Origin of the sequence: Inquilinus limosus MP06 (assembly GCF_000767795.1) — a bacterium.
In the GTDB taxonomy this organism is placed as follows: domain Bacteria; phylum Pseudomonadota; class Alphaproteobacteria; order DSM-16000; family Inquilinaceae; genus Inquilinus; species Inquilinus limosus_E.
In genome coordinates, this window is record NZ_JANX01000020.1 from 1 (window position 1) to 25136 (window position 25136).

Consider the following 25136-nt stretch of genomic DNA (forward strand, 5'->3'; position numbering starts at 1 on the left):
AGGCCGACGGCCTCGGCGCCTTCGACGCGGCGGAGGATGCCGCGGCGATGGTCGGCCGGGTGGCGGCCGAGGCCGCACGCGAGCTGGGGCCGGAGACCGAGCTGCTGTTCGAGCCCGGCCGCGCCATCGTCGGCGACGCCGCGGTGCTGCTGACCACGGTCGAGAACATCGAAGCGCCGGGCGCCCAGCCCTGGCTGTTCCTGGATGCCGGCTACCACACGCTGATCGATGCCGCGGCGGTGCGCTGGTATTTCCACATGGTCACCGCCAGCCGGGTGGGGGAGGCGGAGGCGCCGTTCCGCGTGGTCGGGCCGCTTTGCGATTCCGCCGACTGCTTCTTCGATGTCGAGGGCGAGCATCTCTACGACGCGCTGCGCCGGACCCGCCCGGACGATGCGGGGCTGGAAGCGGCGGTGGTGCGGCTGCCCCGGCATCGCAGCCTGGCGGCCGCCACCGCGCCGGGCGACATCGTCGCCCTGCTGGATGTCGGCGCCTATGCGCTGGAGCAGATGTTCCCCTATTGCGGCCGGCGCCGGGCCGGGGCGGTGATGCTGCGCCGCGACGGCGGCGTCGCCTGGATCCGGCGGCCGGACACGATCGAGGACCTGGTCCGCGACGACGTGCCGGCCGCCTGACGGTCAGCGCAGGCGCGGCAGCCGCAGGCCCCGGGTGCGGTCGTTGTTGATCACGATCGCATCCGGCAGCACCCGCACGGCACAGAGCCAGGACGGGACCTCAGGCTCCGGCCCCTCCGCCTCCGGCCGGGCCAGCAGCAGACCGGGCGCCACCGGCCGCAGCACCGCGTCGAGCACGGCGAAGGAGGAGCGGAGGCGCAGCCGGACCGTCTCTCCCTCGACCGCGATCTCGGCCTCCAGCACCACGGCGGGGTCACCATAGCGGCCGGCGGCATCGCCGGGCACGGCCGGGGCCGCATCGCGCAGGCGACGATACAGGCGATGGCGGCCGAACCAGTCGGCGTCGATGTCGCCGCCCGGCCGCAGGCTCAGGCGCAGCGGGATGATGCCGCGCTCCGGCTGGAACACGCCGGGCTCGACCTCCTCGATCTGGGTCTTGCCGCCATTGCCGCCCATCACCGGCACGCCGTCCTTCGGGGCGATGGCGAAGATGTCGTCGGTCGCCGCGTCATGATACAGGCCGGCTGCCGCTACCAGGCGCGCGCCGGCTGCCGCCGAGTGCGGTGGGCCCGGCGGGTGGCCCAGCACCGCGTCGACGATCCGCCGGGCCATCGAGAAGGGCGCGATATCGTCGGTGTTCGCCAGGATGACGATGTCGAGGCCGAGATCGGGGAAGCGCACGCCTTCCGACCGGGCGCCCGCCATCGCCCCGCCATGTCCGATGCTGCGGTGGCCGCGATAGGTCGTGGTCACCAGCCCGAGCCCGTAGGGGCTGGGCCGGCCGTTCACCGTCGCGCCCGGCCGGGCCATCCGCGCCAGCTCCGCGGCGCCGACCTTCGGGTCGTTCAGATTGGCCAGCCAAATCATCATGTCGTCGGCCGAGGAGACGATGCCGCCGTCGCCATTCGCCTCCTCGCCGGCCCAGGCTCGGCGCCAGCCGCCGTCCGGCCCGCAGGTGTGGTGGTCGGCGAGATAAGGCACGATCTCGTCGTCCTGCTTCAGCAGCAGGGTCTGGTCCATGCCCAGCGGGCCGGTAATCCGCTCCCGCAGCAGCTCGTTGAAGCTGCGGCCGGAGACCTGCTCGATCACCTCGTACAGCAGCAGGAAGCCGGCATTGCAGTAGATCAGGTCGTCGCCGGCCGGGAAGTTCACACCGGCATGCTCGCGGATCACCCGGCGCAGCATCGCGCGCGGTGCCGGCGACAGCGTCGAGTGGCCGCCCAGCTCCATGATCTCGACATAGTCGCGCAGGCCCGAGACATTGGCGGCCAGGTGCTGCAGCGTGACCGTGCGCGGGAAGTCCGGCAGCCAGGGCAGGTGGCGCCGGACGTCGTCCTGCAGCGACAGCTTCCCCTCGGTCTCCAGCATCAGGGCCAGAAGCACGGTGAACTGCTTGGTCTGGGACGCGATCCGCATGACGCTGCGGCCGGTCAGCGGGATGCGGTGCGGCAACTGGGCCAGGCCGTAGCAGCCGCGATGGATCTCCCGCCCGTGGCGCCGCACCGCGACCACGGCGCCCGGGGAGTCCGCCTTGGCCCAGGGCGCGAACAGCGCGTCGATCCGGGCCGAGAGATCCGCGGGCAAACCGCCCCTGTCCTCGGGTGCCATGGAACCTCCCCCTCTGCCGATGTCGTTGACAGCAGATTGGCAGTTTCCTGATGTATCATCAACGAGGTTAGATTTCTGTCAATCGGTGCAGGCAGCTCCGGACGGGCGCCGCCCGCACCGCTCCGGCCGGGCGGCGGTCCCGGCTGGCGCTACCGGCCCTTGCTCCTCAGCCACTCCTCGTATTCCGGCCGCGCCGCGTCGCTCAGCGGATAGTAGCGCCGCAGGTCGCCGCCCTGGGACAGGCGTTCGCGCGAGAACTCCTCCCACTCATGGTGGTGCGTCGCCTTCTCGATCACCTCCGGCGCCAGCGCCACCGGCACCACCACGGCGCCGTCATCGTCGGCGACGATGATGTCGCCCGGCATCACCAGCACGCCGCCGCAGGCGATCGGGATGTTGACGCCGAAGGGCATCAGGTCGGTCTGGGTGTGGAAATTCGGCGTCACGCCGCGCAGCCAGAAGCCCAGGTCCAACCGCCCGGTGTTGGGATAGTCGCGGATGCAGCCGTCGATCACCACGCCCAGCCCGCCGCGGCCCTTGAAATAGGTCAGCATCATGTCGCCGAACACGCCGCTCTTCATGTCGCCACGGGCGTCGACGACGACGATGTCGCCCTTCTGGGCGTGATACAGCACGTGCCGGTGCAGCTGCTTCTCCGGCTCGGCGTATTCGTCCTCGCCGTACAGGTCCTCGCGCTTCGGCATGAACTGCAGGGTCAGCGCCGGGCCGCAGATCGCCTTGCCCTTGGTCCAGGCCACCGGGCCGCAGATATGGGTGTTGCGGATGCCCATATGCGCCAGGGTGCTGCTGGCCGTGGCGGCGCCGATCGCCTGCAGCGCCGCGCACCATTCCGCCGGCGGCCGCTTGATGTCGCTGGTCTCGATCATTTGGGGTTCGCTTTCTCTTCAAAGATCAACGCTTTGCGTCCCGTCCCATCCGGTGTCATTGCCGGGCTTGACCCGGCAATCCAGAGGGTGTCGACAGTCTCTGGATGCCCGGGTCAAGCCCGGGCATGACAGGGAAGGGGATGGTGAGGGCAACGGCTAAGGCTCGTCGCCGAAATAGCTGGATCCCTTCTGCAGATGCGCCCGCGCCACGTCCTCGTTCAGCGTCAGCCCGTGGCCCGGCCGGTCGTTCAGGAGGATGAAGCCGTCGACGATCGGCGGGCCGCCATCGACCATGTCGCTCCACCACTCGACGTCATGGGCGTGGAATTCCATCACCAGGAAGTTGTTCATGGCGGCGCAGACATGGGCGCCGGCCACCGTGCCGATCGGGCTGGCCACGTTGTGCGGCGCGATCGGGATGTAATAGAGGTCGGCATGGTCGGCGACCTTCTTGGCCTCGGCCAAGCCGCCCATCTTCGGGATGTCCGGGGCGATGATCCGCGCCGCCTGCTTCTCGATCAGCTCGCGATAGCCGTGCTTGCGGTACAGGTTCTCGCCGGTGCAGATCGGCGTCCGGGTCGAATGGGTGACGTGGCGCTGCGCCTCGATGTTCTCGGGCGGCACCGGGTCCTCCAGCCACAGCAGGTCGAACGGCTCCAGCGCCTGGGCCAGCTTGATCGCGTCGTTCACCCCGAACTTCCAGTGCGCGTCCATCGCCACCATGATCTCGGGCCCCACCGCCTCGCGCACCGCGCGGACGACGTCGACCATCCAGGCCATCTCGCGCGACCCGATGGTGCGGTTGAACGGCTCGAACCACTGCCGGCGCGGGTTCGGGTCTTCGGAGATGTCGATGGTGAAGGGGTTGCGGGTGTCGAGGTCGAACTTGATGGCGCTGAAACCGTCCGCCACCACCTCGCGCGCCTTGGCGGCGTAGGAGGACGGCTCCGGCGTGTCGCCGGCATGGCAGTCGGCATAGATCCGGATCTTGTCGCGGAAACGGCCGCCGAAGAAGGTCGAGATCGGGGTCTGCAGCGCCTTGCCCATCAGGTCCCACAGCGCGATCTCGATGCCGCTGATCGCGGTCACCGTGGCGCCGGCCTGCGACCCCTCGCCCGACAGGCAACGGATCAGGATCTCGACGATCTTGCCGATGTTGACCGGGTCCTCGCCGATGATGACCGGCTTGGCCTTGTGCACCAGCTCGGCGACCCCGGCGCCCCAATAGGCCTCGCCCAGGCCGGTGATGCCGGCATCGGTCTCCACCTTCACCAGCACCCAGGGAAAGTTCCCCGCGATGACGGCGGTGCGCAGATTGGTGATCTTCACGTGCTTCCCTCCGAGATCCGGCCCGCTTTCCGGGGCCGGTAATGGCGTCAGGCGGCCGGCAGGGCCTGCCCGGACTTGCCGTCGAACAGGTGCAGCTTCTGCTGGTCGAATTCGAGCCAGACCGGCTGGTCGATCCCCAGCTTGACGTCCGGCGTGACGCTGACCACCAGCGTCGCCGACCCCAGATGCACATGGGCGTAGGTGATGTCGCCGGTCGGCTCGACCGTGTAGACCCGGCCGGCGACGGCGCCCGGCGTCTCCTCGCGGTGCAGCCGGATGGTGCTGTGGCGGGCGCCCAGCACGATCTCGCCGTCGGTGGCGCCTTCAGCCTTGCGGGCATTGGCGTCGGACAGCGCATAGCGCCAGCCGTCCGGGCTCTCGATCGCGACGCCGGTGCCGTTCCCGGCCACCCGGGCGCGGATGAGGTTCATCGCCGGGCTGCCGACGAAGCCGGCGACGAAGGTATTGACCGGGTTCTCGAACACGCGCTCCGGAGTGTCGTACTGCTGCAGCACGCCGCCGCTCATCACCGCCATCTTGTCGGCCATGGTGACGGCTTCCATCTGGTCGTGGGTGACGTAGATCACCGTCGCCTTCAGGTCCTGGTGGAAGCGCTTCAGCTCCGACCGCATCTGGGTGCGCAGCTTGGCGTCCAGGTTCGACAGCGGCTCGTCCATCAGGAACACGCGCGGGTCGCGCACCAGGGCCCGGCCCAGCGCCACGCGTTGCTGCTGCCCGCCCGACAGCTCGCGCGGCCGCCGCTCCAGCAGGTGCTCGATGTCCAGCAGCCTGGCGGCGGCCCGGATCTTGGTCTCGATCTCCGCCGCCGGCAGCTTCCGCATCTTCAGCGGGAAGGCCAGGTTCTTGTAGATCGTCTTGTTCGGGTACAGGGCGTAATTCTGGAACACCATGGCGATGTCCCGGTCCTTCGGGTCCAGCTCGTTGACCAGCCGGTCGCCGATCTGGATGTCGCCGTCGCTCAGCTCGATCAGCCCGGCCACCAGGTTCAGCGTCGTCGTCTTGCCGCAGCCGGACGGGCCGACCAGGGCCACGAACTCGCCATCCTCGACCGTCAGCGAGACATGGTCGACGACCGTCAGGTCGCCATACCGCTTCACCACGTCCCGCAGGACCACCTGGGCCATGGGCTCCCCTTCTCGTTCAGGACTTGACCGCGCCCTCGGTCAGGGCGCGGACGAAGTATTTCTGCAGGACCAGGAACAGCACGACGACCGGCACGCTCATGATGAACGACGCCGCCATCAGCCCCGGCCAGTTGGTCGCGTATTCGGTGAAGAAGCGTTCCAGCCCGACCGGCAAGGTCAGCTTGCTCTTGTCGTTGATGAAGGTCAGGGCATAGACGTATTCGTTCCACGCCAGGACGAAGGAATAGATCGCGGTGGCGATGATGCCGGGCGTGGACAGCGGCATGACCACGAGCAGGAAGGCCTGGAACCGCGTGGCGCCGTCGATCCGCGCCGCCTGCTCCAGCTGCGGTGGGATGTTGTCGTAGAAGCCCTTCAGCAGCCAGATCGACAGCGGCAGGCCGAAGGTCAGGTAGGTCAGGATCAGCGACCACGCCGTGTTCACCAGCCCCATCGCCTTCATCATGATGAACAGCGGCATCAGGAAGACCACGGCCGGGAACATGTTCCGCACCAGCACCGCGTAGAACAGCAGCTTGCGGCCGGGGAAGCGGAAGCGCGAGAAGGCATAGGCCGCCGGCACCGCGATGGCGACGCCGAGGATCGTGGTCGCGGTGGACACCATGATGCTGTTCAGCAGGTAGTGCAGGAACTCCTGCCCGACCTCGTTGGCGGGGGACAGCAGACGGGTGTACTGCTCCAGCGTCGGGTTCGACGGGATCCATTCCGGCGGATACTGCAGCGCCGCGAACTGCGTCTTCACCGAGGTCAGCAGCATCCAGGCCATCGGCAGCACGGTGAAGACGCCGAGCAGCACCAGGTAGACGATGCGGGCCACGCCCCAGCCGCCGGCCTTGCCGCGGCGGCGCTTTTGGGCGGGGCGGCGTTCCAGCGTCACGGCGCTCATGGCCGTTCGCCCTGGGTCAGCGCCCGGACGTAGAAGTAGCCGAGGCCCATCATCACCACGAACAGGATCACCGAATAGGCCGAGGCGATGCCGAAGCGGATGCGGCCGAAGGCCAGCTGGTAGATCTGGGTGATCCAGATGTCGGACGACCCGGCCGGGCCGCCGCCGGTCATGATCCAGGGGATGGTGAAGCCGTTCAGGTTGGTGACCAGCAGCAGCAGCACCGTCACCAGCGTCACCCCCTTCAGATGCGGCATGGTGATGTGCCAGAAGCGCTGCCAGGTGCCGGCGCCGTCGACCTTGGCGGCGCGGTGCAGCTCGTCCGGCACGGTCTGCAGCCCGGCCAGCAGCATGATCATGGCGAAGGGGAACTCCTTCCAGACATTGACCACGATCAGCGACGGCAGCGAGGTGTGGACGTTGTCCAGGAAGTTGATCGGCGTGTCGGTGAAGCCGAAGGCCACCGACAGCGCGCCGAACACGCCGAAATCGCTGTGGTACAGCCAGCGCCAGACATAGGAGGCGGCGACCGCGCTGATGACGTAGGGGATCAGGAACAGCCCGCGCAGCAGGCCGCGACCGGCGAAGTAGGTGTTCAGCGACAGCGCCGCGCCCAGGCCCAGCACGAAGGCGAAGAAGGTCGAGAACACCGTCCAGATCAGGGTGTTGACCGTGACCTCGCGGAAGCTGGCGCTGCCCAGGATGCGGCTGTAGTTGTCGAGGCCGACATAGGTCTTGTCGGCCATCGCCAGGCTGGGCGGGGTGTTGAAGAAGGACAGGTAGATTGTGTCGTAGATCGGGTAGCCGATCACCAGCAGCATCACCGCGAAGGCCGGCAGGATGTAGAGGTAGTCGGCCCGGTGGCGGATGATGCGCTGCATCAGTCCTGGGCGTGGGCGAGGCGCCGCCCGCGTCCCGGGCGCATCCTCCTGCGCGGCAGCCATGGTCACGCCCGATTTCTCCTTGGCGGGGGAAAGGGGCCGGCCGGTGCCTCAGGCCCCGGCCGGGTGCGGGACAGGCGGGCTACAGGCCCGACAGCAGGTCTTCGATCTTCTTGGCGGCGTCGTCGGCCGCGTCGGCCACGGTCATCTTCCCGGTCAGCGCGTTTTGCATCATGTCGGGGACGATGATGTTCATGATCTCCGCCGATTCCGGGATCACCGGGAACGGGATCCCGCTCGGCAGCATCGAGGTGGTGACGTTCAGGAACTTGATCTCGTCCAGCCGCTGCTTCATCCACCTGGTGCGGAAGCCGCGGGTGTTGCCGGGGTTGGAGCCGACCCAGGCCACCTTGGTCGACCATTCCGGCCCGGTGGCGAAGGCGATCAGGGCGCGGGCGGCGTCCATGTCCAGCCCGCCATCGACCACGTCAGGGTGGAAGATGTGGTCGTTGGAGCCGCCGAACACCACGGCGCGCCGCGCCGGCCCCTTCGGGATCAGCCCGTAGCGCATGTTGGCCACCACCGCGTCGGCCACCTGCTTGTCGGCGCCGGTCGCCTTCTTGGCGCGGTCCAGCATGGTGGCGTATTCGATCGGATGGCTGATCATCATCGCCAGCTGGCCGGCGATGAAGGGATCCTGGTTCTCGGTCTGGGTGTTGGTCAGGGCCGAGGTCGGCACCGACTTGTCCCGGACATACATGTCGTAGGACGCCTGCAGCGCGGCCTTGGACCCGTCATTGTTGATGTACACGGTCTTGTAGGTCGGGCTGGCCTCGGCCTCGTCCAGCGCGCCGCCGCCATAGGCCCAGAGCTGCGGCATGAAGCGGAACGGCGTGTTGCCGGCGTTGCTGCGCGCCACCAGGCCATAGCCGTTCTTGCCGGTCTTGTCCTTGATCTGCTTGGAATAGGCGACCAGGTCGTCCCAGGTCGCCGGCGGGCTCTCGGGGTCGAGGCCGGCCTCCTTGAAGATCCCGGCGTTCCAGATCAGCGCCATGGTCTCGTTGTTGGTCGGCACCCCGTAGGTCTTGCCCTTCCAGGTCACCGACTTCATCGCCCCAGGCCAGAAATCCGCGGTGCGGTGGCCGACCAGCTCGGGCGACAGCTCGCTCAGCTGGCCCTTGGCCGCGAACTCCACGCCCCACAGGATCGGCAGCTTCGCCGCCATCGGCGCGGCGTTGCCGAGCGCCGCGGCGCGCAGCTTGTTCAGCATCTGGTTGTAGTCGAGATTCTGCTTCTCGACCGTGATGTTGGGGTAGGTCTTGGCGAAGGTGTCCCAGAACTGGGCGTCGATCTCGTGGTCGACCCGGGGCGACGCCTCGTTCGGCCCGACATACCAGTAGGTCAGCCGGCCCTTGTAGTCGAGCGGCACCACCTTGGCGCATTCGGCCGCGGTGTCGACCTCCATCGTGCCGGCGATGCTGCTGATGTAGTCGGGCGTCCAGTTCGCGGTGTCGATGCCGGTGTCCTGCGCCAGGGCGCGCAGCGGGCCCAGCCCCGCGCCCAGCGCGCCGGCCCCGGCGGCGTAGCCGAGGAAGCGGCGGCGATCGACTTCATGGGAAAAGAGGTCACCTGCATGAGGCTTGGTCATGAGCGGTCCTCCCAATGGCCTCGCCTGTCGTCTGCGAGTTCCGGTCAGCCTAGGCGGCGGGTACAAAACGCGTCAAGGATGCTGCGCAACAAGTTGCGGTTTTTGTTATGTTGTTAGCCGAGAATATTCCTCGGCCCGCCACTCAGTCGAAGAACGCCCTGTCCTCGTCCGTCAGGTACGGGCGGGCACGCTCGGGGTTGATGTCGACGCCCATGCCGGGCCGGTCCCAGACCTCGATCATCCCGTCGCGGACGATCGGGTTCGGCAGGCCGTCAACGATGTCGTACCACCAGGCCGGGTTGCCGCTCGGATACTCGAAGGCGATGAAGTTGTTCGGCAGCGTGGCCGAGACCTGGACCAGCGCGGCCAGGCCCAGCAGGCCGTTGCCGGTGCCGTGCGGCGCCATCAGGATGCCGTGCAGGTTGGCGTATTCGGCGATCCATTTCAGCTCGGCGATGCCGCCGACATCGCAGGGGTCGGGGCCGACCACGTTGACCGCATGGCCCTCGATCAGCGCCTTGAAGTTCTGGCGCAGATAGATCTGCTCGCCGGTGTGGATCGGGGTCGAGGTGGCGCGGGTGACCTCGCGATACACGTCGGCGTTGACATAGGGCACATAGTCGCCGGTGATCAGGTCCTCGAGCCAGAGCAGGTTGTACTCCTCGACCGCGCGGGCGAAGCGGATCGCGTCCGGCACGGTCCAGCCCGGCCCACAGTCCAGCGCCAGCGCTACCTTGTCGCCCAGCACCTCCTTCATCGCCGCGACGCAGGCGACGATGTGCTTCATGCCGCGCTCGGTCATCAGCCCGGAATCCATGGCGCCGTGGAACACGCTCTGCCCCGGATTGCCGTAGAAGAAGTCCGGCACCTCGCGCTTCATCGGGCTGTGGAAGCCGATCGGTTGCTTGATCATGGTGAAGCCCTCGGGCAGGGCCATCTGCCGCTTGGCGTCCGCCGCGTAGTGCTCGGGGTCGTAGCCGCCCAGCGGCACCCGCAGCGAGCCGTTGTAGACCCGCACATGATCGCGCACCTTGCCGCCCAGCAGCTTGTGCACCGGCAGGCCGGCCGCCTTGCCGGCGACATCCCATAGCGCCATCTCGATGGCGCTGACCGCGGCCCCCCAGGGTTTGAAGGCGCCGCGCTGGCGGATCCGCATCATCGTCTGCTCGACCAGGGTCGGGTCGGCGCCGATCAGCGCGTCGCGGAAATGCAGGATGTGCGGCTTCAGATACGGCTTGTAGGATTCGACCTCGCCATAGCCGCTGAGGCCCTGGTCAGTGACGATGCGCACGATCGGATTCTTGCCGATCACGGCGCATTTCAGATCGGTGATCTTCATGGTCTGGGCGCCCCGCTTGGTCGGGGACGGGCGTCGCCGCCCACCCGGTTGTTTCCTCCGCTGCCCGTTTTTATGTCCGATCTAGGCAGTCGATGGCCGAGCCTAACACAGGCAAGCGGCATTGCAACTTGTTAGGTGACGGCTCTCCTGAGAATATTCAAAGTCGTCATTGCGAGCGCAGCGAAGCAATCCAGGGGCGCTCGCATCGGCCCCTGGATTGCTTCGTCGGCTTCGCCTCCTCGCAATGGCGGAGAGGGACGGGAAGGGTCGCTATTCCGCCCGCTTCAGCACCGGCGCCAGCCAGGCGGTGGGGGCGGCCGGGCCGGTCGAGGCGCGGGTGACGATCTCGGCCACCAGAGCCAGCCTGACCGGCGGCCGGGCGGCGGCTTCCGAATCGCCCAGACGGTCGGCGATGCAGCGCACCATGGCGGCGCCGATCTCGACCTGCGGCGTCCGCACCGTGGTCAGCCGCGGCGACACCTGCGACGCGGCGGCGAAGTCGTTGAACCCAACCACCGAGATGTCCTCCGGCACCCGGATGCCCAGGCGCAGCAGGTCGGAGATCACGTTCACGGCGATGCCGTCATGGGCGCAGAACAGCGCCGTCGGCGCGCCGCCGCAACGCAGATAGGCCAGGAAGGCATTGCGGAAGCCCTCGGCCTCCTCGAACACGATGTCCTCGACCGTGGTGCCCGGCGCCTCCAGCATGCCGTCGCGAAAGCCGCGGAAGCGCTCGGCCCGGCCGGCCGGCAGGGTGCTGCCATGGACGAAGGCGACGACCCTGTGGCCGAGGCCGAGCAGCAGCCGGGCCACACCAACCCCGGCCTCCCAGTCGGCGCCGGTGACCTGGTCGATCCGCTCCATCGCGCCGACATAGGTGGCACAGGCCACCGGCAGCCCGGTGCGGGCGGCGAGGGCGGAGATCTCCTGCGGCCGCGGCACCGCCAGGATCAGCCCGGCCACGGATTCGTCCAGCGGCCCGCTTTCGGCCAGGTGCCGAGCCTGGCGCGGCACGATCGCAAAGCCCAGCCGCTCGCCCTCGCGCTCGGCACCGTGCAGCATGTTCAGCCACAGCTCGCTGGAGACGGGATCGATCTCCTGCCGGATGAACAGGATCTGGCGGTGCGTCGCCGGCAGCTCGTGGTTGCGGCGATATCCCAGCGCGTGCGCGGCGCGCAGCACCCGGCCGCGCGTGGCCTCGCCGACGCCGGATTTTCCCGACAGGGCGCGGGACACCGAGAATTTCGAGATCCCGAGCCGGTCGGCGATGTCCTGGATGGTGACGCGGCCTGAACTCATGCCGGGTTGCGCTCCTGTTTGGGCCGCACCTTCTGCCGCAGCGCCGGTTTCGCCGTCAACATCGTCACATGCGCCCAGCCTGTCTTGCGCAACTTGTTTGGTAATGATAGCAAATTACCTAACGAGCAGCAAACCACAGGGGTGGAGACCATGACCACTGGACGCCTGGGCGACGCTGCCATGGGCAGGGTCGAGAATGCGGTCTCGAGCCATTCCCGGCCGAGCGAGCTGAAGATCACCGATCTGCGGGTCGCGGTGGTGGTCGGCAGCGGCTATCACCCGATCATCCGCATCGACACCAACCAGGGCATCTCCGGCCTCGGCGAGGTGCGCGACGGCGGTCACGCCGAATATGCCCTGCAGTTCAAGTCCATGCTGCTGGGGCAGAATCCCTGCAATGTCGACATGATCTTCTCGGCCCTGCGCCGCTACGGCAATTGGGGGCGGGAAGGGGGCGGCGTCTCCGGCATCGAGATCGCGCTGTGGGACCTGGTCGGCAAGGCCTATGGCGTGCCCTGCCACCAGTTCTTTGGCGGCAAGCACCGCGACCGGGTGCGGATCTACGGCGACACGCCGGCCCCGGCCCAGCCGACGCCGGAGGGGTATGTGGAGGCGGTGCTGCGGCGCAAGGCGCTGGGCCTGACCTTCATCAAGTTCGACTTGCCGCCGCGCTTCTTCAACGCGGTCGACGGCGCCCTGGTCGGCGAGGCCACCAAGCATGAATACGACCTGGCCAAGGCCTGGCGCGCGCCGGGCGCCGGGCGGGGCATCAAGCTCAGCCAGAAGGGCATCGCCGCCGCAGTCGACGTGGTCCGGGCGGTGCGCGAGGCGGTGGGGCCCGAGATCTCGCTGTGCATCGACCATTTCGGCGAGGGCTTCGTCACCGCGGACGAGGCGATCCGCCTGGGCCGCGCGCTGGAGCCCTTCGACCTGGCCTGGGTCGAGGACCCGCTGCCCTGGCATGATTTCGCCGGCCACAAGAAGGTGGCCGACGCGCTGCTGACCCCGGTGGCGGCGGGCGAGGAGCTGTATCTCTGGGACGGGTTCCGCGAACCGATCGAGACTCGCGCCTTCGACATCCTGCACCCCGACCTGCTGACCTCGGGCGGCATGCTGGAGACCAAGCGCATCGCCGATTACGGCGAGCGCTTCGGCCTGGCGACCGCGCTGCACGCCTGCTGCACCCCGATCGGGCTGATGGCCAACGTCCATTGCGGCGCCGCGATCTCCGGCCTGGTGGCGGTGGAGCACCACGGGCTGGACCTGCCGAACTGGGGCGAGCTGGTGACCGGGATCGACCCCGATTATCTCGAGGGCGGCTACGTCACCGTGCCGGACAAGCCCGGCCTCGGCATCGAGCTGAACGAGGAGGCCGTCGAGGCGCAGCTGCGCCATCCCGGCACCCTGTTCCAGCCGACCGAGGAGTGGAACCGGATCCGCATCGGCTTCGAGCGCCGGTCGAGAGGCTGAGTGCCAACGGGGAAATCAAGGACGTCTGCTCACCCTTACTGTCATTGCCGGGCTTGCCCGGCAATCCAGGGGGCCACCGAGAGCCGCTCTGAAAACCCCTGGATCCCCGGGTCAAGCCGGGGGATGACAGTCAATGATGGGCAAGATGTGGGGCGGTCTCTTCATCCGCCTTGCCGGGGCCTGCGGGCCGGTTCCCATTCGTCCGACGATGGCTGTAGGCTGGCGCAAAGGCCGGCTGCTCAGGACACGCCATGAAGATCACGGGCATCGAGACGCGCATCGTCAATGCCGAGATGCGCAACTGGGTCTTCGTCCAAGAGGAGATGGTGGGGGCTGTGCCCTGGTATTTCGATGTCGTCCGCGGCCCGATCCGCATGGTCGACGGCTTCTGGCAGGTCCCCGACGCGCCGGGGCTGGGCGTCGAGGTCGACGAGGCCGAATGCGCCCGCCACCCCTTCGCGCCGGAGGTGCTGCACACGCAGAACGCGGTGCTGACGACGGCACGATCGTAGATTGGTGAGGGTTAGGGGCGATCGGGTGAAGGAGCATTTGCCCTTTTTCTGTCATCCTCGGGCTTGACCCGAGGATCCAGGGGCTTTCAAGAACGCTCTTGGTGGCCCCTGGATTGCCGGGTCAAGCCGGCAATGACAGAAAGGGGGACGAGGGGTATGGGCCCGCGCCCCCGCCGCCTACTTCGCCAGCGCGGCCCGGGTCTGGTCGACCTCGGCGGCGCTCATCTCGCCGACCGTGGTGACCTTGCCGTCCTGGATCCGCCACAGCCGGAACGGGCCGGTGATGTCGCCATACGGGTCGAAGGACACCGGGCCGATCACGCCCTCATACTTGATCGGCTTGCCGTCCTTGATCAGCTGCAGCGCCTTGGCGAACTCGGCCTTGCCGGCATGGATCGGCGTGCCGCCCTCGGCCACCACCTGCGGGATCGCCGCCTTGATCGCCGCGGCGTCGGCCTTGCCGGCCTTGGCGATGGCCAAGGCGACGATGGCGCCGGCGTCGTAGGAGCGGTCGGCCGCCGGCGCGTCCGGCTTGATGCCGCCGGAGAACGTCTCATAGGCGCCGTAGAAATAGTCGGTCGAGTCGGTCTTGGTGGTGCCGGAGGAGGTGCCGTAGGCGTCGTTCAGATACTGCGCGCCGACGCTGTCGATGAAGTCGCTGGAGTTCATGCCGTCGTTCAGCAGCAGCTTCTGCGCGCCGCCGCCGGAGATCCAGGCACGGGCGATGGTGGCGCCGTCCACCGGGGTGCTGACCAGGTACAGCGCCTCCGGCTCGCCCGCCATCGCGGCGCTGGCCTCGGCCGAATAACTCGCCTGCTGCTCGTTGTACGGCGTGGTCGAGGTGATGGTGCCGCCCAGCTTGGCATAGGCGGCCGAGAATTCGCGGACGATGTTCACGCCGAAATCGTTGTTCACATGGATGATGGCGATCTTCTTCAGCCCCTGGTCGATCGCGTATTTCGCCGCCGCCGTGCCCTGCAGCGCGTCGGAGGTAATGGTGCGGAAGAACACGCCGTTGGTCTTGCCCTGCTTGCCGAGCTGGGTCAGCGTCGGGGATGAGGCGGCGGGCGACACCTGTACCACCCCGGCCGGGGCGGTCACCGAGGTCAGGATCGGGATGGTGACCGAGGAGATGATGCCGCCGATCACCACCGGCACCTTCTTGATGTTGACCAGCTGCGTCGCCTGGTCGACCGCGACGGTGCCCTGGCTCTGGCTGTCGCGGGTGTCGGTCACCAGCTTGCAGCCGGCCGCGCCGCCGGCCTCGTTGACGTCGCGGAACGCCATCTCGACCGCCTTGGCACCGGCCTGGCCATAGGCGCCGGCCGGGCCGGTCAGCTCCATCACCAGCCCGACGGTGATGTCGCAGGCGGCGGCGGGCAGCGCCGGCAAGGCGGCGGCCGCCACCAGGGCGGTGGTCAGGAGGATTCTCTTCATCGCGGTACTCCCTGTTTGGTTGGGCCGGCGGCGTGCCGGCCATTGCTTAAGGTCAGGCGGCGCCCTTGTTCAGGTTGTATTTCATGATCGCGCCATGGCGCCCATGGCGGTCGCGCTCCAGCGTGTAGACATCGCCCTCCAGATCCCGCGCCCCCGCCATCGCCCCGGCGATCAGGGCGTGGTCGGCCTCGGTCAAGGCGATGTCCGCGATGGCGAGGTTGGCGGCCAGGTGAACGCGGTTGCGGGCGCCGACGATCACCGCGGCCACGCCCGGCCGGTCCAGCATCGCGGCGCTGGCCACGGTGGCGATGTCGCTGCCGTGCCGGTCGGCGACCTGGCGCAGCGCCCGCAGCAGGGCCTGGAACAGGTCCCAGCCGCCGAGGTCGTCGATGATCAGCTTGTACTTGACCAAGGACCGGTTCTCCAACGGCTCCGCCGGCTCCGGGGCGCCCAGCCAGCGGTCGCCCAGGAAGCCGCCGGCGACGGTGCCGTAGCACAGGAAGGCGACATTATGCTCGGCCGCCACCTGCGCCATCCGCCGCTCCGGCCGGCGGTCGAGCAGCGAGTACTGCACCTGCATCGAGGTCAGCGGCACCCCGGCCTGGACGATCTCGAGCATGTGGTCGGTGTCGAAATTGGTGCCGCTGACCTTGTGGATCTTGCCGGCCTGCCGCAGCTCCTCCAGCCACAGCGCGGCCTCGCGCCAGCGTGGCGCGGCATAGTCCCACCAGTGGAACTGCACCAGGTCCAGCCGTTCCAGCCCAAGGCGGCGCAACGACTGGTCGATCACGTGCTCGACATCGGCCTTCTGGAGGCGCGGCAGGATGTCGAGGTCCGGCACGTATTTGGTGTGCACCTTGATCCGCCCCAGCGCCTCCGCCCCACGCAGGTTGCGATAGTGCCGGCGGAAGTGGCCGATCATCTCCTCCACGCCGGTGTAGATGTCGGCGCAGTCGAAGGTGGTGATGCCGGCATCGGCGAAGGCGACCATGTCGGCCACCGGGTCGCCGCTGCGCGCGTCGCTGTGGCCGCTCGACATCTGCCAGCCGCCGCGGATGACGCGGGAGATTTCGTAGTCCGGGGCCAGGCGGATCCTCTGCATGGTCTCAGCCTCGATCGTCTTTGAGCGGCACGGCGGTGGTGGCCGCGTGGCTGAACCGGCGCTTGCCGGTCCGGGTGATGCGGAAGCGGGACGAGCAGTTCGGGTCGGGGCAGGCGACCTCGGCATCCGTCGTCATCCAGTCGTTGGCATGGGTCGGGCGCTGCTTGGCCGGCAGCAGCGGCAGCAGCGCCGCCAGCGAGTAGATCGAGAAGCCCTGGCCCGGCGGCAGGTGCAACATCTCGCCGCGCAGCTCGAAATGGTCGCCGACCCGGGCGCCGCAATAGATCGGCCCGCCCTCGGGCGCCACCACCTCGACCCGCAGGTCATAGAGCTCGAAGCTGTCGTCGTCCGTGTCAGCCATGGGCTTCGGTCCTCTGCTCGGCATCCTCGGCGTCGAGGCGCCCGCGGATCAGGCGGAAGGATCGGGTGATGTCGCTCGTCAGGGCCTGGATCGACCCGTCCCGGTCGCCGCGCTCCAGCGCCTCGATCAGCTCCCAGTGATAGTGCGTGGCCGGGATGTCGCGCTGCTCGTCATGGATCTGCGCCGCGGCGCGGACATAGGGGCCGGATTGCAGCCACAGGCTCTCGACGATCGGGATCAGCACGGCCGATCCGGCGGCGCGGTACACGGCGAAGTGGAAGTCGTGGTTCAGCTCCGACGTCCGGTGCGCCTTGTCCGGATCGTCGCTGCGGAACGCCTCCTCGCAGGCCACGGTCAGCGCGCGCAGGCGGGCGAAGTCGTCCTTCGAGAGGTTGGGAAGCGCCAGCGCCGTCATCTGGCCCTCGATCAGGCAGCGGGCGCGGGCCAGGTCGTCCAGCCGCTCGCGGGCGATCAGCGGCACCCGGACCGACCGGTTGGGCAGCGCCTCCAGCGCCTGCTCCGACACCAGCCGGCCCAGCGCCTCGCGCACCGGCATGGTGCTGGTGCGCAGCGTCTCCGCCAGCTCGACGATGCGCAGCACCTCGCCGGCGTCGAACATGCCGTGGATCAGCGACCGGCGCAGCTCGGCATAGACCCGGTCGTGCAGGGTCTCGCGCCCGACCGGCGACAGGGCGCCGCGGCGGGTCATGCGGCGGTGTCCGACACTGCGTTCTGGTCCCGATCGGGCATAGGCCCTCCAGGCTGATGCTCCCGAATTTTCTACTTGCCATCCCGTCGGCTGTAAACTTTGATCAAACATCACCGATCAAAATTGGCCCGAGGCGGATGCAGCCAGCCGCACATGCCCCGAAGGATCCCGCCGCCGTGCCTGCGCCGGTGATCGAGGGGCGCGACCTGGTCAAGCAGTTCGGCGGGCTGCGCGCGGTGGATGGCATGTCGATCGCGCTGCGCAGCGGCGAGATGCTGGGGCTGATCGGGCCCAATGGCGCCGGCAAGACCACCTTGTTCAACCTGCTGGCCGGCAGCCTGGCGCCCAGCGCCGGGTCGATCCGGGTGGCCGGGCGCGAGCTGTCGCGCCGGGGGGCGGAGCAGCGCATCGCCCATGGCGTGGCCCGCACCTTCCAGATCCCGCGCCCCTTCGCCGAGATGACGGTGCTGGAGAACGTCCTGGCCGGCGGCCAGCGCCAGTCGGGGGAGCGGCTGTGGCCGAACTTCCTGGCACCCCGCCGGGTGGCGGCGGAGGAGCGGGCGGCGACGGCGAAGGCGCGGGCGCTGCTGGACTTCGTCACCCTGTCGCGTCTGGCGCATGAGCCGGCGCGCGTGCTGTCCGGCGGCCAGCGCAAGCTGCTGGAGCTGGCGCGGGTGCTGATGGCCGACCCGCAGGCGATCCTGCTGGACGAGCCGGCGGCCGGGGTGAACCCGACGCTGCTGGAGCTGATCATCGACCGGATCCTCGAGCTGAACCGCCAGGGCAAGTCGATCCTGCTGATCGAGCACAATATGGAGATGGTGGCCCGGCTGTGCGGCCGGGTCGTGGTCATGGCCTCGGGCCGCTTCCTGACCGAAGGCGCGCCGGCCGAGGTGGCGCGCCACCCGGCGGTGATCGACGCCTATCTCGGCGGGGCGGCGGCGTGACGGAGACCGCGCTCTCCACCCGCGGCCTCGTCGCCGGCTACGAGCCCGATCTGCCGATCGTGCGCGGCGTCGACCTCGCGGTGGCGCAGGGCGAGCTGGTGGTGCTGCTGGGCCCGAACGGCGCCGGCAAGTCGACCTTCGTCAAGGCGATCGCCGGGCTGGTGCCGGTGCATTCCGGGTCGATGGCGCTGGGCGCCGCGGACATCACCGCCGTGCCGGCGCATGAGAAGATCCGCCACGGCCTGGCCTTCGTGCCGCAGACCGAGAACATCTTCGCCACGCTGTCGATCCACGACAATCTGCGCGCCGCGGCCGACATCCTGCCGAAGGACCGGCGGGCCGGGCGCATCGCCGCGCTCTACGACATGTTCCCCGACTTGGCGGCGCGGCCGTCGCTGCGGGCCGGCCAGCTGTCGGGCGGGCAGCGCCAGATGCTGGCGGTGGCGCGCGCGCTGGTGGTCGAGCCCTCGGTGCTGATTCTGGACGAGCCCTCGGCCGGCCTGTCGCCGAAGATCGTGGCCGAGGTGTTCGCTCGGCTGCAGGCGATCAACCGGGCCGGCGTCACCATCGTGCTGGTGGAGCAGAATGTGAAGGCGGCCCTGGCCATCGCCGACCGCGCCGTGATCCTGGTCGAAGGCCGGGTGCGGCATGAGGGGCCGGCGGCGGGGCTGGCGGACGACCCGATCGTCGCCGAGCTCTATCTCGGCGCCCGGCGACACGAGGCTGTGCCATGACCCCGCAGGTGATCATGGACGGGCTGATCACCGGGGCGATGATCGGCCTCGGCGCCATCGGCGTGACGCTGACCTATTCGATCCTGCGCTTCGCCAATTTCGCCCATGGCGAGCTGCTGTCCTGGGGCGCCTATGCCGCGCTGGCCGCCGCCGGGGTGCTGGGCAGCGTCTCCGGCGGGCTCCTGACCCCGATCGCCCCGTTCTCCTTCGGCTGGGCGCTGCCGCTCGGTGCGCTGGTGGCCGTGGCCTTCACCGGCGGGCTGGCGCTGCTGGTCGACCGGCTGCTGTTCGGCCGCCTGCGCGACCGGCGCAGCACCGTCATCATCCTGGTGATGGCCAGCTTCGGCGCCGCGCTGACCTTGCGCAGCCTGCTGGAGTTCATCTTCACCTCCAAGCCGGCCTACTACACCAAGGCGCTGCAGATCGCCGTGAAGCTCGGCGGCGGGATGCGGGCCACGCCCGACCAGTTGCTGACCCTCGGCGTCGCCTTGGTCCTCGTCCTGGCGGTGCATCTGCTGCTGACCCGGACGGCGACCGGGCGGGCGATGCGCGCGGTCAGCGAGAACCCGCAACTGGCCGGCGTCGTCGGCATCGATGTGCGCCGCGTCATCCGCATCGTCTGGCTGCTGGGGGCCGGTCTGGCCGCGGTGGCCGGCATCTTCGCCGGCCTGCTGGTCCAGATCCGGCCGCAGATGGGGCTGGACCTGCTGCTGCCGCTGTTTGCCGCGGCGATCCTCGGCGGCATCGGCAGCGTGCCGGGGGCGATGCTGGCCGGCCTCGTCGTCGGCCTGGCCGAGGCCGTGGCCGTGCCGCTGGTCGGCGGCGAATGGCGGGCCGCCGTGTCCTTCGTCGTGCTGGTGCTGGTGCTGCTGCTCCGCCCCCAGGGCCTGTTCGGGAGGGCTGGATGAGCGTCGAGCTGGTCGCCTATGGCTGCTTCTTCCTGACCATGGCGCTGACCTACGCCATCATGTGCCTGGGCCTGAACGTGCAATGGGGCCAGACCGGGCTGTTCAATGTCGGCGTCGCCGGCTTCGTCGCGATCGGCGCCTATGTCTCGGCCCTGCTGACCACGCCGGAGGCGGCGGACCGCTTCGGCGGCTTCGGCCTGCCGATCGTGGTCGGCTGGCTGGGCGGGGCGCTGGCCACGGCGCTGGTGTCCTTCCTGATCGGGGCGCTGACCATCCGGCTGCGCGCCGACTACCTGGCCATCGCCACCTTCGGCGTCGCCGTGGCCGTGCAGCTCTGCGCCCTCAACATGGTCAAGGTGACCGGCGGGCCCTTCGGCATCGGCTTCATCCCACGGCCCTTCGCCGGCCTGGCCGACGACCCGCTGCTGTTCGGCCTGGCCAATCTCGCCGTGGTCGCCCTGGTCGTGCTGGCGCTGTACCTGGCGCTGCAGCGGCTGGTGCGCAGCCCCTGGGGCCGGGTCCTGCGGGCGATCCGCGAGGACGAGACGGCGGCGCGGGCGCTGGGCAAGAACGCGGTGTCGTTCCGGCTGCAGGCCTTCGCCATCGGCGGCGGCATCATGGGGCTGGCCGGCGCGGTGCAGGCCCATTTCATCGGCTTCATCGCGCCCGACAACTACCTGCCGCGGCTGACCTTCCAGGTCTGGGCGATGCTGATCGTCGGCGGCTCGGGCAGCAATCTCGGCGCCATCCTCGGCGCGGTCTTCGTCTGGGGTCTGTGGGCGGCGTCGGGCGGCGCCATCTCGGCTCTGTTCCCGCCCGACCAGCAGGCGCGCGCCGCCGCCCTGCAGATCGTCATGATCGGCGTCGCCCTTTGCGCCGTGCTGCTGCTGCGCCCGCGCGGCCTTCTGGGTGAGGACCGTCTGCGCCCTCTCGGCCGGCTGTCGCGCCGGACCAACAAGGAGAATTCCCGTGCCGGCAATCCCTGAGCGCGCCGATCTCGGTCCCGGCCTCTCGATCAGCCGCTTGGTCTGCGGGCTATGGCAGGTGGCGGACCTGGAGAAGGGCGGCAAGACGCTGGACCCCGAGCGCGGCGCCGACGCCCTCGACGCCTACGCCCAGGCCGGCTTCGACACCTTCGACATGGCCGACCATTACGGCAGCGCCGAGCTGATCGCCGGGCGGCTGCTGGCCCGGCACCGTTCGGCGCCGCGGCGGCCGCTGGCCTTCACCAAATGGTGCCCGGAGCCAGGGCGGATGACCGCCGCCGTGGTCCGCCGCGGCGTGCAGGAGCGGCTGGACCGGCTGGGCGTCGACCGGGTCGACCTGCTGCAGTTCCACTGGTGGAGCTTCGAGCATCCGGCCTGGCTCGACGCGCTGCACGAGATGGCGCGGCTGCGGGACGAGGGTCTGATCGGCGCGATCGGCGTCACCAATTTCGATGCCGCGCATCTCGCGGTGGCGCTGGCCGACGGCGTGCCGGTGCTGACCAACCAGGTCTCCTTCTCCCTGGTCGACCGCCGCGCCGCCGGAGCCCTCTCGGAGCTGTGCCGGGTCAAGGGCGTGAGGCTGTTGGCCTATGGCACGCTGTGCGGCGGCTTCCTCTCGGACAGATGGCTGGGCCGGCCAGAGCCGGAGGCGATGCCGGACTGGAGCCGGTCGAAATACAAGCGCTTCATCGACGCGGCCGGCGGCTGGGCGGTGTTCCAGGGCATCCTGCAGGCCGCCGCCGACGTCGCGCGGAAACACGGCGTCTCCGTCTCCAACGTCGCCAGCCGCTGGGTGCTGGAGCATGAGGCGGTGGCCGCCGCCATCATCGGCGCCCGGCTGGGCGAAAGCGAGCACCGCGCCGACAATCTCGCCGCCTTTGCCTTCGCCCTCGACGCCGAGGACCGAGGGCATCTCGAGGACGCCTTCGCCGCGGCGACGCCGATCCCGGGCGATTGCGGCGACGAGTACCGCCGGCCGCCCTACCTGACCGCCTCGGGCGACCTCAGCCACCATCTCGACGCCCTGCCGCCGATCTTCGCGGCGGAGCCGGTGCCCGGCCGGCCGGACCGGCTGCGCGTCTCCTCCGGCAGCGTGTGGGAGCCGATCGCGGGCTACAGCCGCGCCGTCCGGGTGAAGGACACGATCCGCGTCTCCGGCACCACCGCCACTCATGGCGGCGACCGCTGCGTCGCGCCGGGCGACCCGGGAGCGCAGGCCACCTATATCCTCGACAAGATCGCCGCCTCGATCTCGGCGCTCGGCGGGTCGATCGAGGATGTTGTGCGCACCCGCATCTACCTCCGCGACGCGGCGATGTGGGAGCCTGTGTCGCGCGCCCATGGCCGGGTGTTCGGCGCGGTCAAGCCGGCCAACACCCTGGTCCAGGCCGGCGCCCTGGTCGGCGACTACGAGGTCGAGATCGAGGTCGAGGCGGTGGTCGACTGACCGGGTCGCTTCGCCTCGACGAAATGATGGAAGAGATCGCCGTCCGGAATCGTCACATGGTCGGCGCTCACACTTCCCCGAGCGTCCAGCCCGGCCCGGGGCCATCCCCCACCACGCCCCGGGCCGGGCATTTGCCTATCCATCATCCCGCCCGCACCAGGCAGGCGGCCTCGGTGCCGCCCTCGGCCGGCCGCAGCACCGGGCGGACGGCGGCGCAATCCTCGACCCGGATCGGGCAGCGGCTGACGAAGGGGCAGCCCGCGGGCGCCGCCAGCGGGCTGGGCAGGTCGCCGGACAGGATGATCTTGCGGCGCTGCCGCTGCGCCCGCGGGTCGGGCAGGGGGATCGCCGACAACAGGGCTTCGGTATAGGGATGGCGCGGCGCCGCGAAGACAGCGTCGGTGTCGCCCTGCTCGACGATGGTGCCGAGATACATCACCGCCACCCGGTCAGCGATGTGGCGCACCACCGACAGGTCGTGGCTGATAAAGAGATAGGCTAGGCCCAACTGGTCCTGCAGCCGCACCAGCAGGTTCAGGATCTGCGACCGGATCGAGACGTCGAGCGCCGAGACCGGCTCGTCGCAGACCAGCAGCTTCGGCGACAGCGCCAAAGCGCGGGCGATCACCACCCGCTGGCGCTGCCCGCCCGACAGCTCGTTGGGCGTGCGCTGGGCGTAGCCGGCCGGCAGCCCGACCAGGTCCAGCAACTCCGCCACCCGTCGCCGCTGCTCGGCGCCGGGCGTGCCGCGGATGGCCAGGGGCTCGGCGATGCTGGCCCCGATCCGCATCTTCGGGTTCAGGGCGGCGCTGGGGTCCTGGAACACGATCTGCATGGCCCCGGCCAAGGCGCGGCGCTCGGCCGGGGCGGCATGGGTGACGTCGCGGCCCTCGAAGGCGACGGTGCCGCGCGTCGCCCGCTCCAGCCCCAGGATGGCGTAGCCGGTGGTCGACTTGCCGCAGCCGCTCTCGCCGACCAGAGCCAGGGTACGGCCGGCCTCCAGCTCCAGCGACACGCCGTCGACCGCCCTGACCACGGCGCCCTTGGCGGCCCCGCCGCGGACCGGGAAATGCACCGCGAGGTCGCGGACCGAGAGCAGGGTCATGCCAGCGCTCCCACGCGGTCGCCGTGCCAGCACGCGGCCAGATGGCCGGCACTGCCCTTCGCCGGCTCCAGCCGCGGCGTCTCGGCGCAGCGCTCATCGGCCAGCGGGCAGCGGGTGCGGAAGCGGCAGCCCTGCGGCCAGTGCGCCGCGTCCGGCACCGCCCCGGCGATGGTCTTCAGCTCCTCCCGCCGCGGCCCGTCGAGCCGCGGCACGGTCGCCAGCAGCAGCTTGGTGTAGGGGTGGGCCGGGGCGTCGAAGATGGCGTCGACCGGCCCGCTCTCGACCACCGTACCGCCATACATCACCGCCACCCGGTCGGCCATGTCGGCGACCACGCCCATGTCGTGGGTGATCAGCAGGATGGCGCTGCCGGCCTCGGCCCGCAGGGTCTTCAGCAGGTCCAGGATCTGCGCCTGGATGGTGACGTCCAGCGCCGTGGTCGGCTCGTCGGCGATCAGGATCTCCGGCCGGCAGATCAGGGCCGAGGCGATCATCACCCGCTGGCACATTCCGCCCGACAGCTCGAAGGGGAACTGCCCAGCCCGCCGCTCCGGATCGGCGATGCCGACCCGGGCCAGCATGGCCACGGCCTCGCGCCGGGCCTCGGCCGCCGAGGCGCCGCGATGCAGCCGCAGGCTCTCCGCCACCTGGTCGCCGACCCGGACCAGCGGGTTCAGCGACGCCACCGGCTCCTGGAAGATCACCGACACCCGGTTGCCGCGCAGGTCGCGCAGCGCGGCCTCATCCAGTGCCAGCAGGTCGGTGCCGTCCATGGCGACGGCGCCGCCGGCGATGCGGGCAGCCGCGGGCAGCAGCCGCAGCACCGACAGGGCGGTCAGGCTCTTGCCGCAGCCGCTCTCGCCGACCAGGGCCAGCACCTCGCCGCGGCGGATCGACAGCGACACCCCGTCGACCACGGACCGGCCGCCGATGGCGACCTTCAAGCCGTCGATGGCAAGAAGGGGAGCCTCAGGCATCGGCCGGCCCTCCGACCGCGACGCCGGACCAGGGGCTGGTCGGATGCGCCATGCCGACCGTCCCGCCGGTCGCCGGGTCGCGCGCGGCGGCCGAGGCGATGGCGAAGTTCACCGGGTACAGCGTGTCCTCGACGATCTGCACCGGGAAGTCGCGCGCCACCGTGGCGGCGACGTCCGGCGCCGCGGCCGCGTTCACCTTGATCGTGGGCGTGCTGGCATCGACCCGCGGGGTGTGGAACGCCTCCTCCAGCGTCATGCCGTAGTCGACGACATAGGAGATCAGCTGCAGCAGCGCCGGGAAGATCGACCGGCCGCCGGCGGCGCCGATCGCGAGATCCGGCCGGCCGTCGCGGCCCAGGATCAGCGGGCACATATTCGCCAGCGGCTGGGCGCCCCCGGCCATGGAGTTGGGCTGGCCCGGCCGCGGATCGAACCACATCATGCCGTTGTTCATGAGAATTCCGGCGCGCGGCAGCACCACCTTCGACCCGAAGCGGGACAACAGGGTGTTGGTCAGCGAGACCATGTTGCCCCGCGCGTCGACCACGCTGATATGGCTGGTGCAGCCGGGATCGCGGGACAGGCCGGCATGGCCCATGCCGGTCAGGCGCCGGCGATAGGCCTCGCGCGCCGCGCGGGCATAGGCCAACGCCGCCCGTGCATCCGGCCGCTCGCCCCAGGCGGTGCGCGGGGCCAGCAGCTCCAGCGCCGCCAGCAGGCTGGGCCCGCCGCTCAGCCCCGACATCGCCCAGACGTCGCGGCC

22 protein-coding genes and 2 pseudogenes are annotated in these 25136 nt (G+C 69.8%); 8 read left to right on the forward strand and 16 right to left on the reverse strand.

The window, feature by feature from the left end; translation table 11 throughout:
• Positions 1–635, forward strand: a pseudogene (locus tag P409_RS03545) (hypothetical protein); the annotation flags it as partial.
• Between the two features lie 3 nt (positions 636–638).
• Here P409_RS03545 and P409_RS03550 read toward each other — a convergent pair.
• The 9 genes from P409_RS03550 to P409_RS03590 form a co-directional block, all read right to left on the reverse strand.
• A complete protein-coding gene (locus P409_RS03550) occupies positions 639–2219 on the reverse strand; it encodes a serine hydrolase domain-containing protein (RefSeq protein WP_034831748.1) in 1581 nt (526 codons plus the stop codon).
• 173 nt (positions 2220–2392) lie between these two features.
• Positions 2393–3130, reverse strand: a complete 738-nt coding sequence (locus P409_RS03555) for a ribonuclease activity regulator RraA (protein ID WP_034831751.1) — start codon at positions 3128–3130, stop codon at positions 2393–2395.
• Between the two features lie 156 nt (positions 3131–3286).
• Positions 3287–4459: a mandelate racemase/muconate lactonizing enzyme family protein gene (locus P409_RS03560; RefSeq protein ID WP_034831754.1), complete on the reverse strand. Its 1173-nt coding sequence runs from the start codon at positions 4457–4459 to the stop codon at positions 3287–3289.
• A 47-nt stretch (positions 4460–4506) separates the two neighbouring features.
• Positions 4507–5604, reverse strand: a complete 1098-nt coding sequence (locus P409_RS03565) for an ABC transporter ATP-binding protein (protein WP_034831756.1) — start codon at positions 5602–5604, stop codon at positions 4507–4509.
• Between the two features lie 16 nt (positions 5605–5620).
• Entirely contained in the window at positions 5621–6511 is an 891-nt protein-coding gene (locus P409_RS03570) for a carbohydrate ABC transporter permease (protein WP_034831760.1), read from the reverse strand.
• Complete coding sequence (locus P409_RS03575) at positions 6508–7455, reverse strand: carbohydrate ABC transporter permease (protein WP_052119989.1); 948 nt, start codon at positions 7453–7455, stop codon at positions 6508–6510. The genes P409_RS03570 and P409_RS03575 overlap by 4 nt, the downstream gene beginning before the upstream one ends.
• 79 nt (positions 7456–7534) lie before the next feature.
• The gene (locus P409_RS03580; protein WP_081991211.1) at positions 7535–9040 is read right to left on the reverse strand and encodes an ABC transporter substrate-binding protein; all 1506 of its coding nucleotides are present in this window, start codon (positions 9038–9040) and stop codon (positions 7535–7537) included.
• A 142-nt stretch (positions 9041–9182) separates the two neighbouring features.
• Positions 9183–10379: a mandelate racemase/muconate lactonizing enzyme family protein gene (locus P409_RS03585; protein ID WP_034831763.1), complete on the reverse strand. Its 1197-nt coding sequence runs from the start codon at positions 10377–10379 to the stop codon at positions 9183–9185.
• Between the two features lie 270 nt (positions 10380–10649).
• Positions 10650–11678, reverse strand: coding sequence for a LacI family DNA-binding transcriptional regulator (locus tag P409_RS03590; protein WP_034831766.1), 1029 nt, complete (start codon positions 11676–11678; stop codon positions 10650–10652).
• Between the two features lie 150 nt (positions 11679–11828).
• On the opposite strand from P409_RS03590, the gene P409_RS03595 reads away from it, so the two are divergent.
• The gene (locus tag P409_RS03595) at positions 11829–13148 is read left to right on the forward strand and encodes a mandelate racemase/muconate lactonizing enzyme family protein (protein ID WP_081991213.1); all 1320 of its coding nucleotides are present in this window, start codon (positions 11829–11831) and stop codon (positions 13146–13148) included.
• 245 nt (positions 13149–13393) lie between these two features.
• Positions 13394–13660 (forward strand): annotated as a pseudogene (locus tag P409_RS03600) (enolase C-terminal domain-like protein); the annotation flags it as partial.
• Positions 13661–13837: 177 nt separating this feature from the next.
• On the opposite strand, the gene P409_RS03605 reads toward P409_RS03600, so the two are convergent.
• Genes P409_RS03605 through P409_RS03620 form a run of 4 tightly spaced genes read right to left on the reverse strand, consistent with a single transcriptional unit; the run spans position 13838 to position 17269 of the window.
• Positions 13838–15097 (reverse strand): ABC transporter substrate-binding protein, encoded by a 1260-nt coding sequence (locus tag P409_RS03605; RefSeq protein WP_034831774.1) that lies wholly within the window; start codon positions 15095–15097, stop codon positions 13838–13840.
• Positions 15098–15149: 52 nt separating this feature from the next.
• Positions 15150–16199 carry an aldo/keto reductase gene (locus P409_RS03610; protein ID WP_034831777.1) on the reverse strand — a complete coding sequence of 350 codons (1050 nt, stop codon included), beginning with the start codon at positions 16197–16199 and terminating at the stop codon, positions 15150–15152.
• Positions 16200–16203: 4 nt separating this feature from the next.
• Positions 16204–16560 (reverse strand): TIGR04076 family protein, encoded by a 357-nt coding sequence (locus P409_RS03615; protein WP_034831780.1) that lies wholly within the window; start codon positions 16558–16560, stop codon positions 16204–16206.
• The gene (locus P409_RS03620; protein ID WP_034831783.1) at positions 16553–17269 is read right to left on the reverse strand and encodes a GntR family transcriptional regulator; all 717 of its coding nucleotides are present in this window, start codon (positions 17267–17269) and stop codon (positions 16553–16555) included. The genes P409_RS03615 and P409_RS03620 overlap by 8 nt, the downstream gene beginning before the upstream one ends.
• Positions 17270–17445: 176 nt before the next feature.
• On the opposite strand from P409_RS03620, the gene P409_RS03625 reads away from it, so the two are divergent.
• From P409_RS03625 to P409_RS03645, 5 genes are read left to right on the forward strand one after another with little or no spacing between them, the layout of a single operon-like run.
• Positions 17446–18216, forward strand: a complete 771-nt coding sequence (locus tag P409_RS03625; protein WP_034831785.1) for an ABC transporter ATP-binding protein — start codon at positions 17446–17448, stop codon at positions 18214–18216.
• Positions 18213–18950: an ABC transporter ATP-binding protein gene (locus P409_RS03630; protein WP_034831787.1), complete on the forward strand. Its 738-nt coding sequence runs from the start codon at positions 18213–18215 to the stop codon at positions 18948–18950. The genes P409_RS03625 and P409_RS03630 overlap by 4 nt, the downstream gene beginning before the upstream one ends.
• Entirely contained in the window at positions 18947–19858 is a 912-nt protein-coding gene (locus tag P409_RS03635) for a branched-chain amino acid ABC transporter permease (RefSeq protein WP_034831789.1), read from the forward strand. The genes P409_RS03630 and P409_RS03635 overlap by 4 nt, the downstream gene beginning before the upstream one ends.
• Entirely contained in the window at positions 19855–20844 is a 990-nt protein-coding gene (locus P409_RS03640; protein ID WP_034831792.1) for a branched-chain amino acid ABC transporter permease, read from the forward strand. Before P409_RS03635 ends, P409_RS03640 begins: the two co-directional genes overlap by 4 nt.
• On the forward strand, positions 20828–22291 hold the full coding sequence (locus tag P409_RS03645; protein WP_052119991.1) for an aldo/keto reductase: 1464 nt from the start codon (positions 20828–20830) through the stop codon (positions 22289–22291). Before P409_RS03640 ends, P409_RS03645 begins: the two co-directional genes overlap by 17 nt.
• A 142-nt stretch (positions 22292–22433) precedes the next feature.
• Here P409_RS03645 and P409_RS03650 read toward each other — a convergent pair whose 3' ends face one another.
• The 3 genes from P409_RS03650 to P409_RS03660 all read right to left on the reverse strand — a co-directional run.
• On the reverse strand, positions 22434–23396 hold the full coding sequence (locus tag P409_RS03650; RefSeq protein ID WP_034831796.1) for an ABC transporter ATP-binding protein: 963 nt from the start codon (positions 23394–23396) through the stop codon (positions 22434–22436).
• The gene (locus tag P409_RS03655) at positions 23393–24373 is read right to left on the reverse strand and encodes an ABC transporter ATP-binding protein (RefSeq protein ID WP_034831799.1); all 981 of its coding nucleotides are present in this window, start codon (positions 24371–24373) and stop codon (positions 23393–23395) included. Before P409_RS03655 ends, P409_RS03650 begins: the two co-directional genes overlap by 4 nt.
• On the reverse strand, positions 24366–25136 hold a 771-nt coding region (locus P409_RS03660), incomplete at its 5' end, for a gamma-glutamyltransferase (protein ID WP_034831809.1). The genes P409_RS03660 and P409_RS03655, both read right to left, overlap by 8 nt.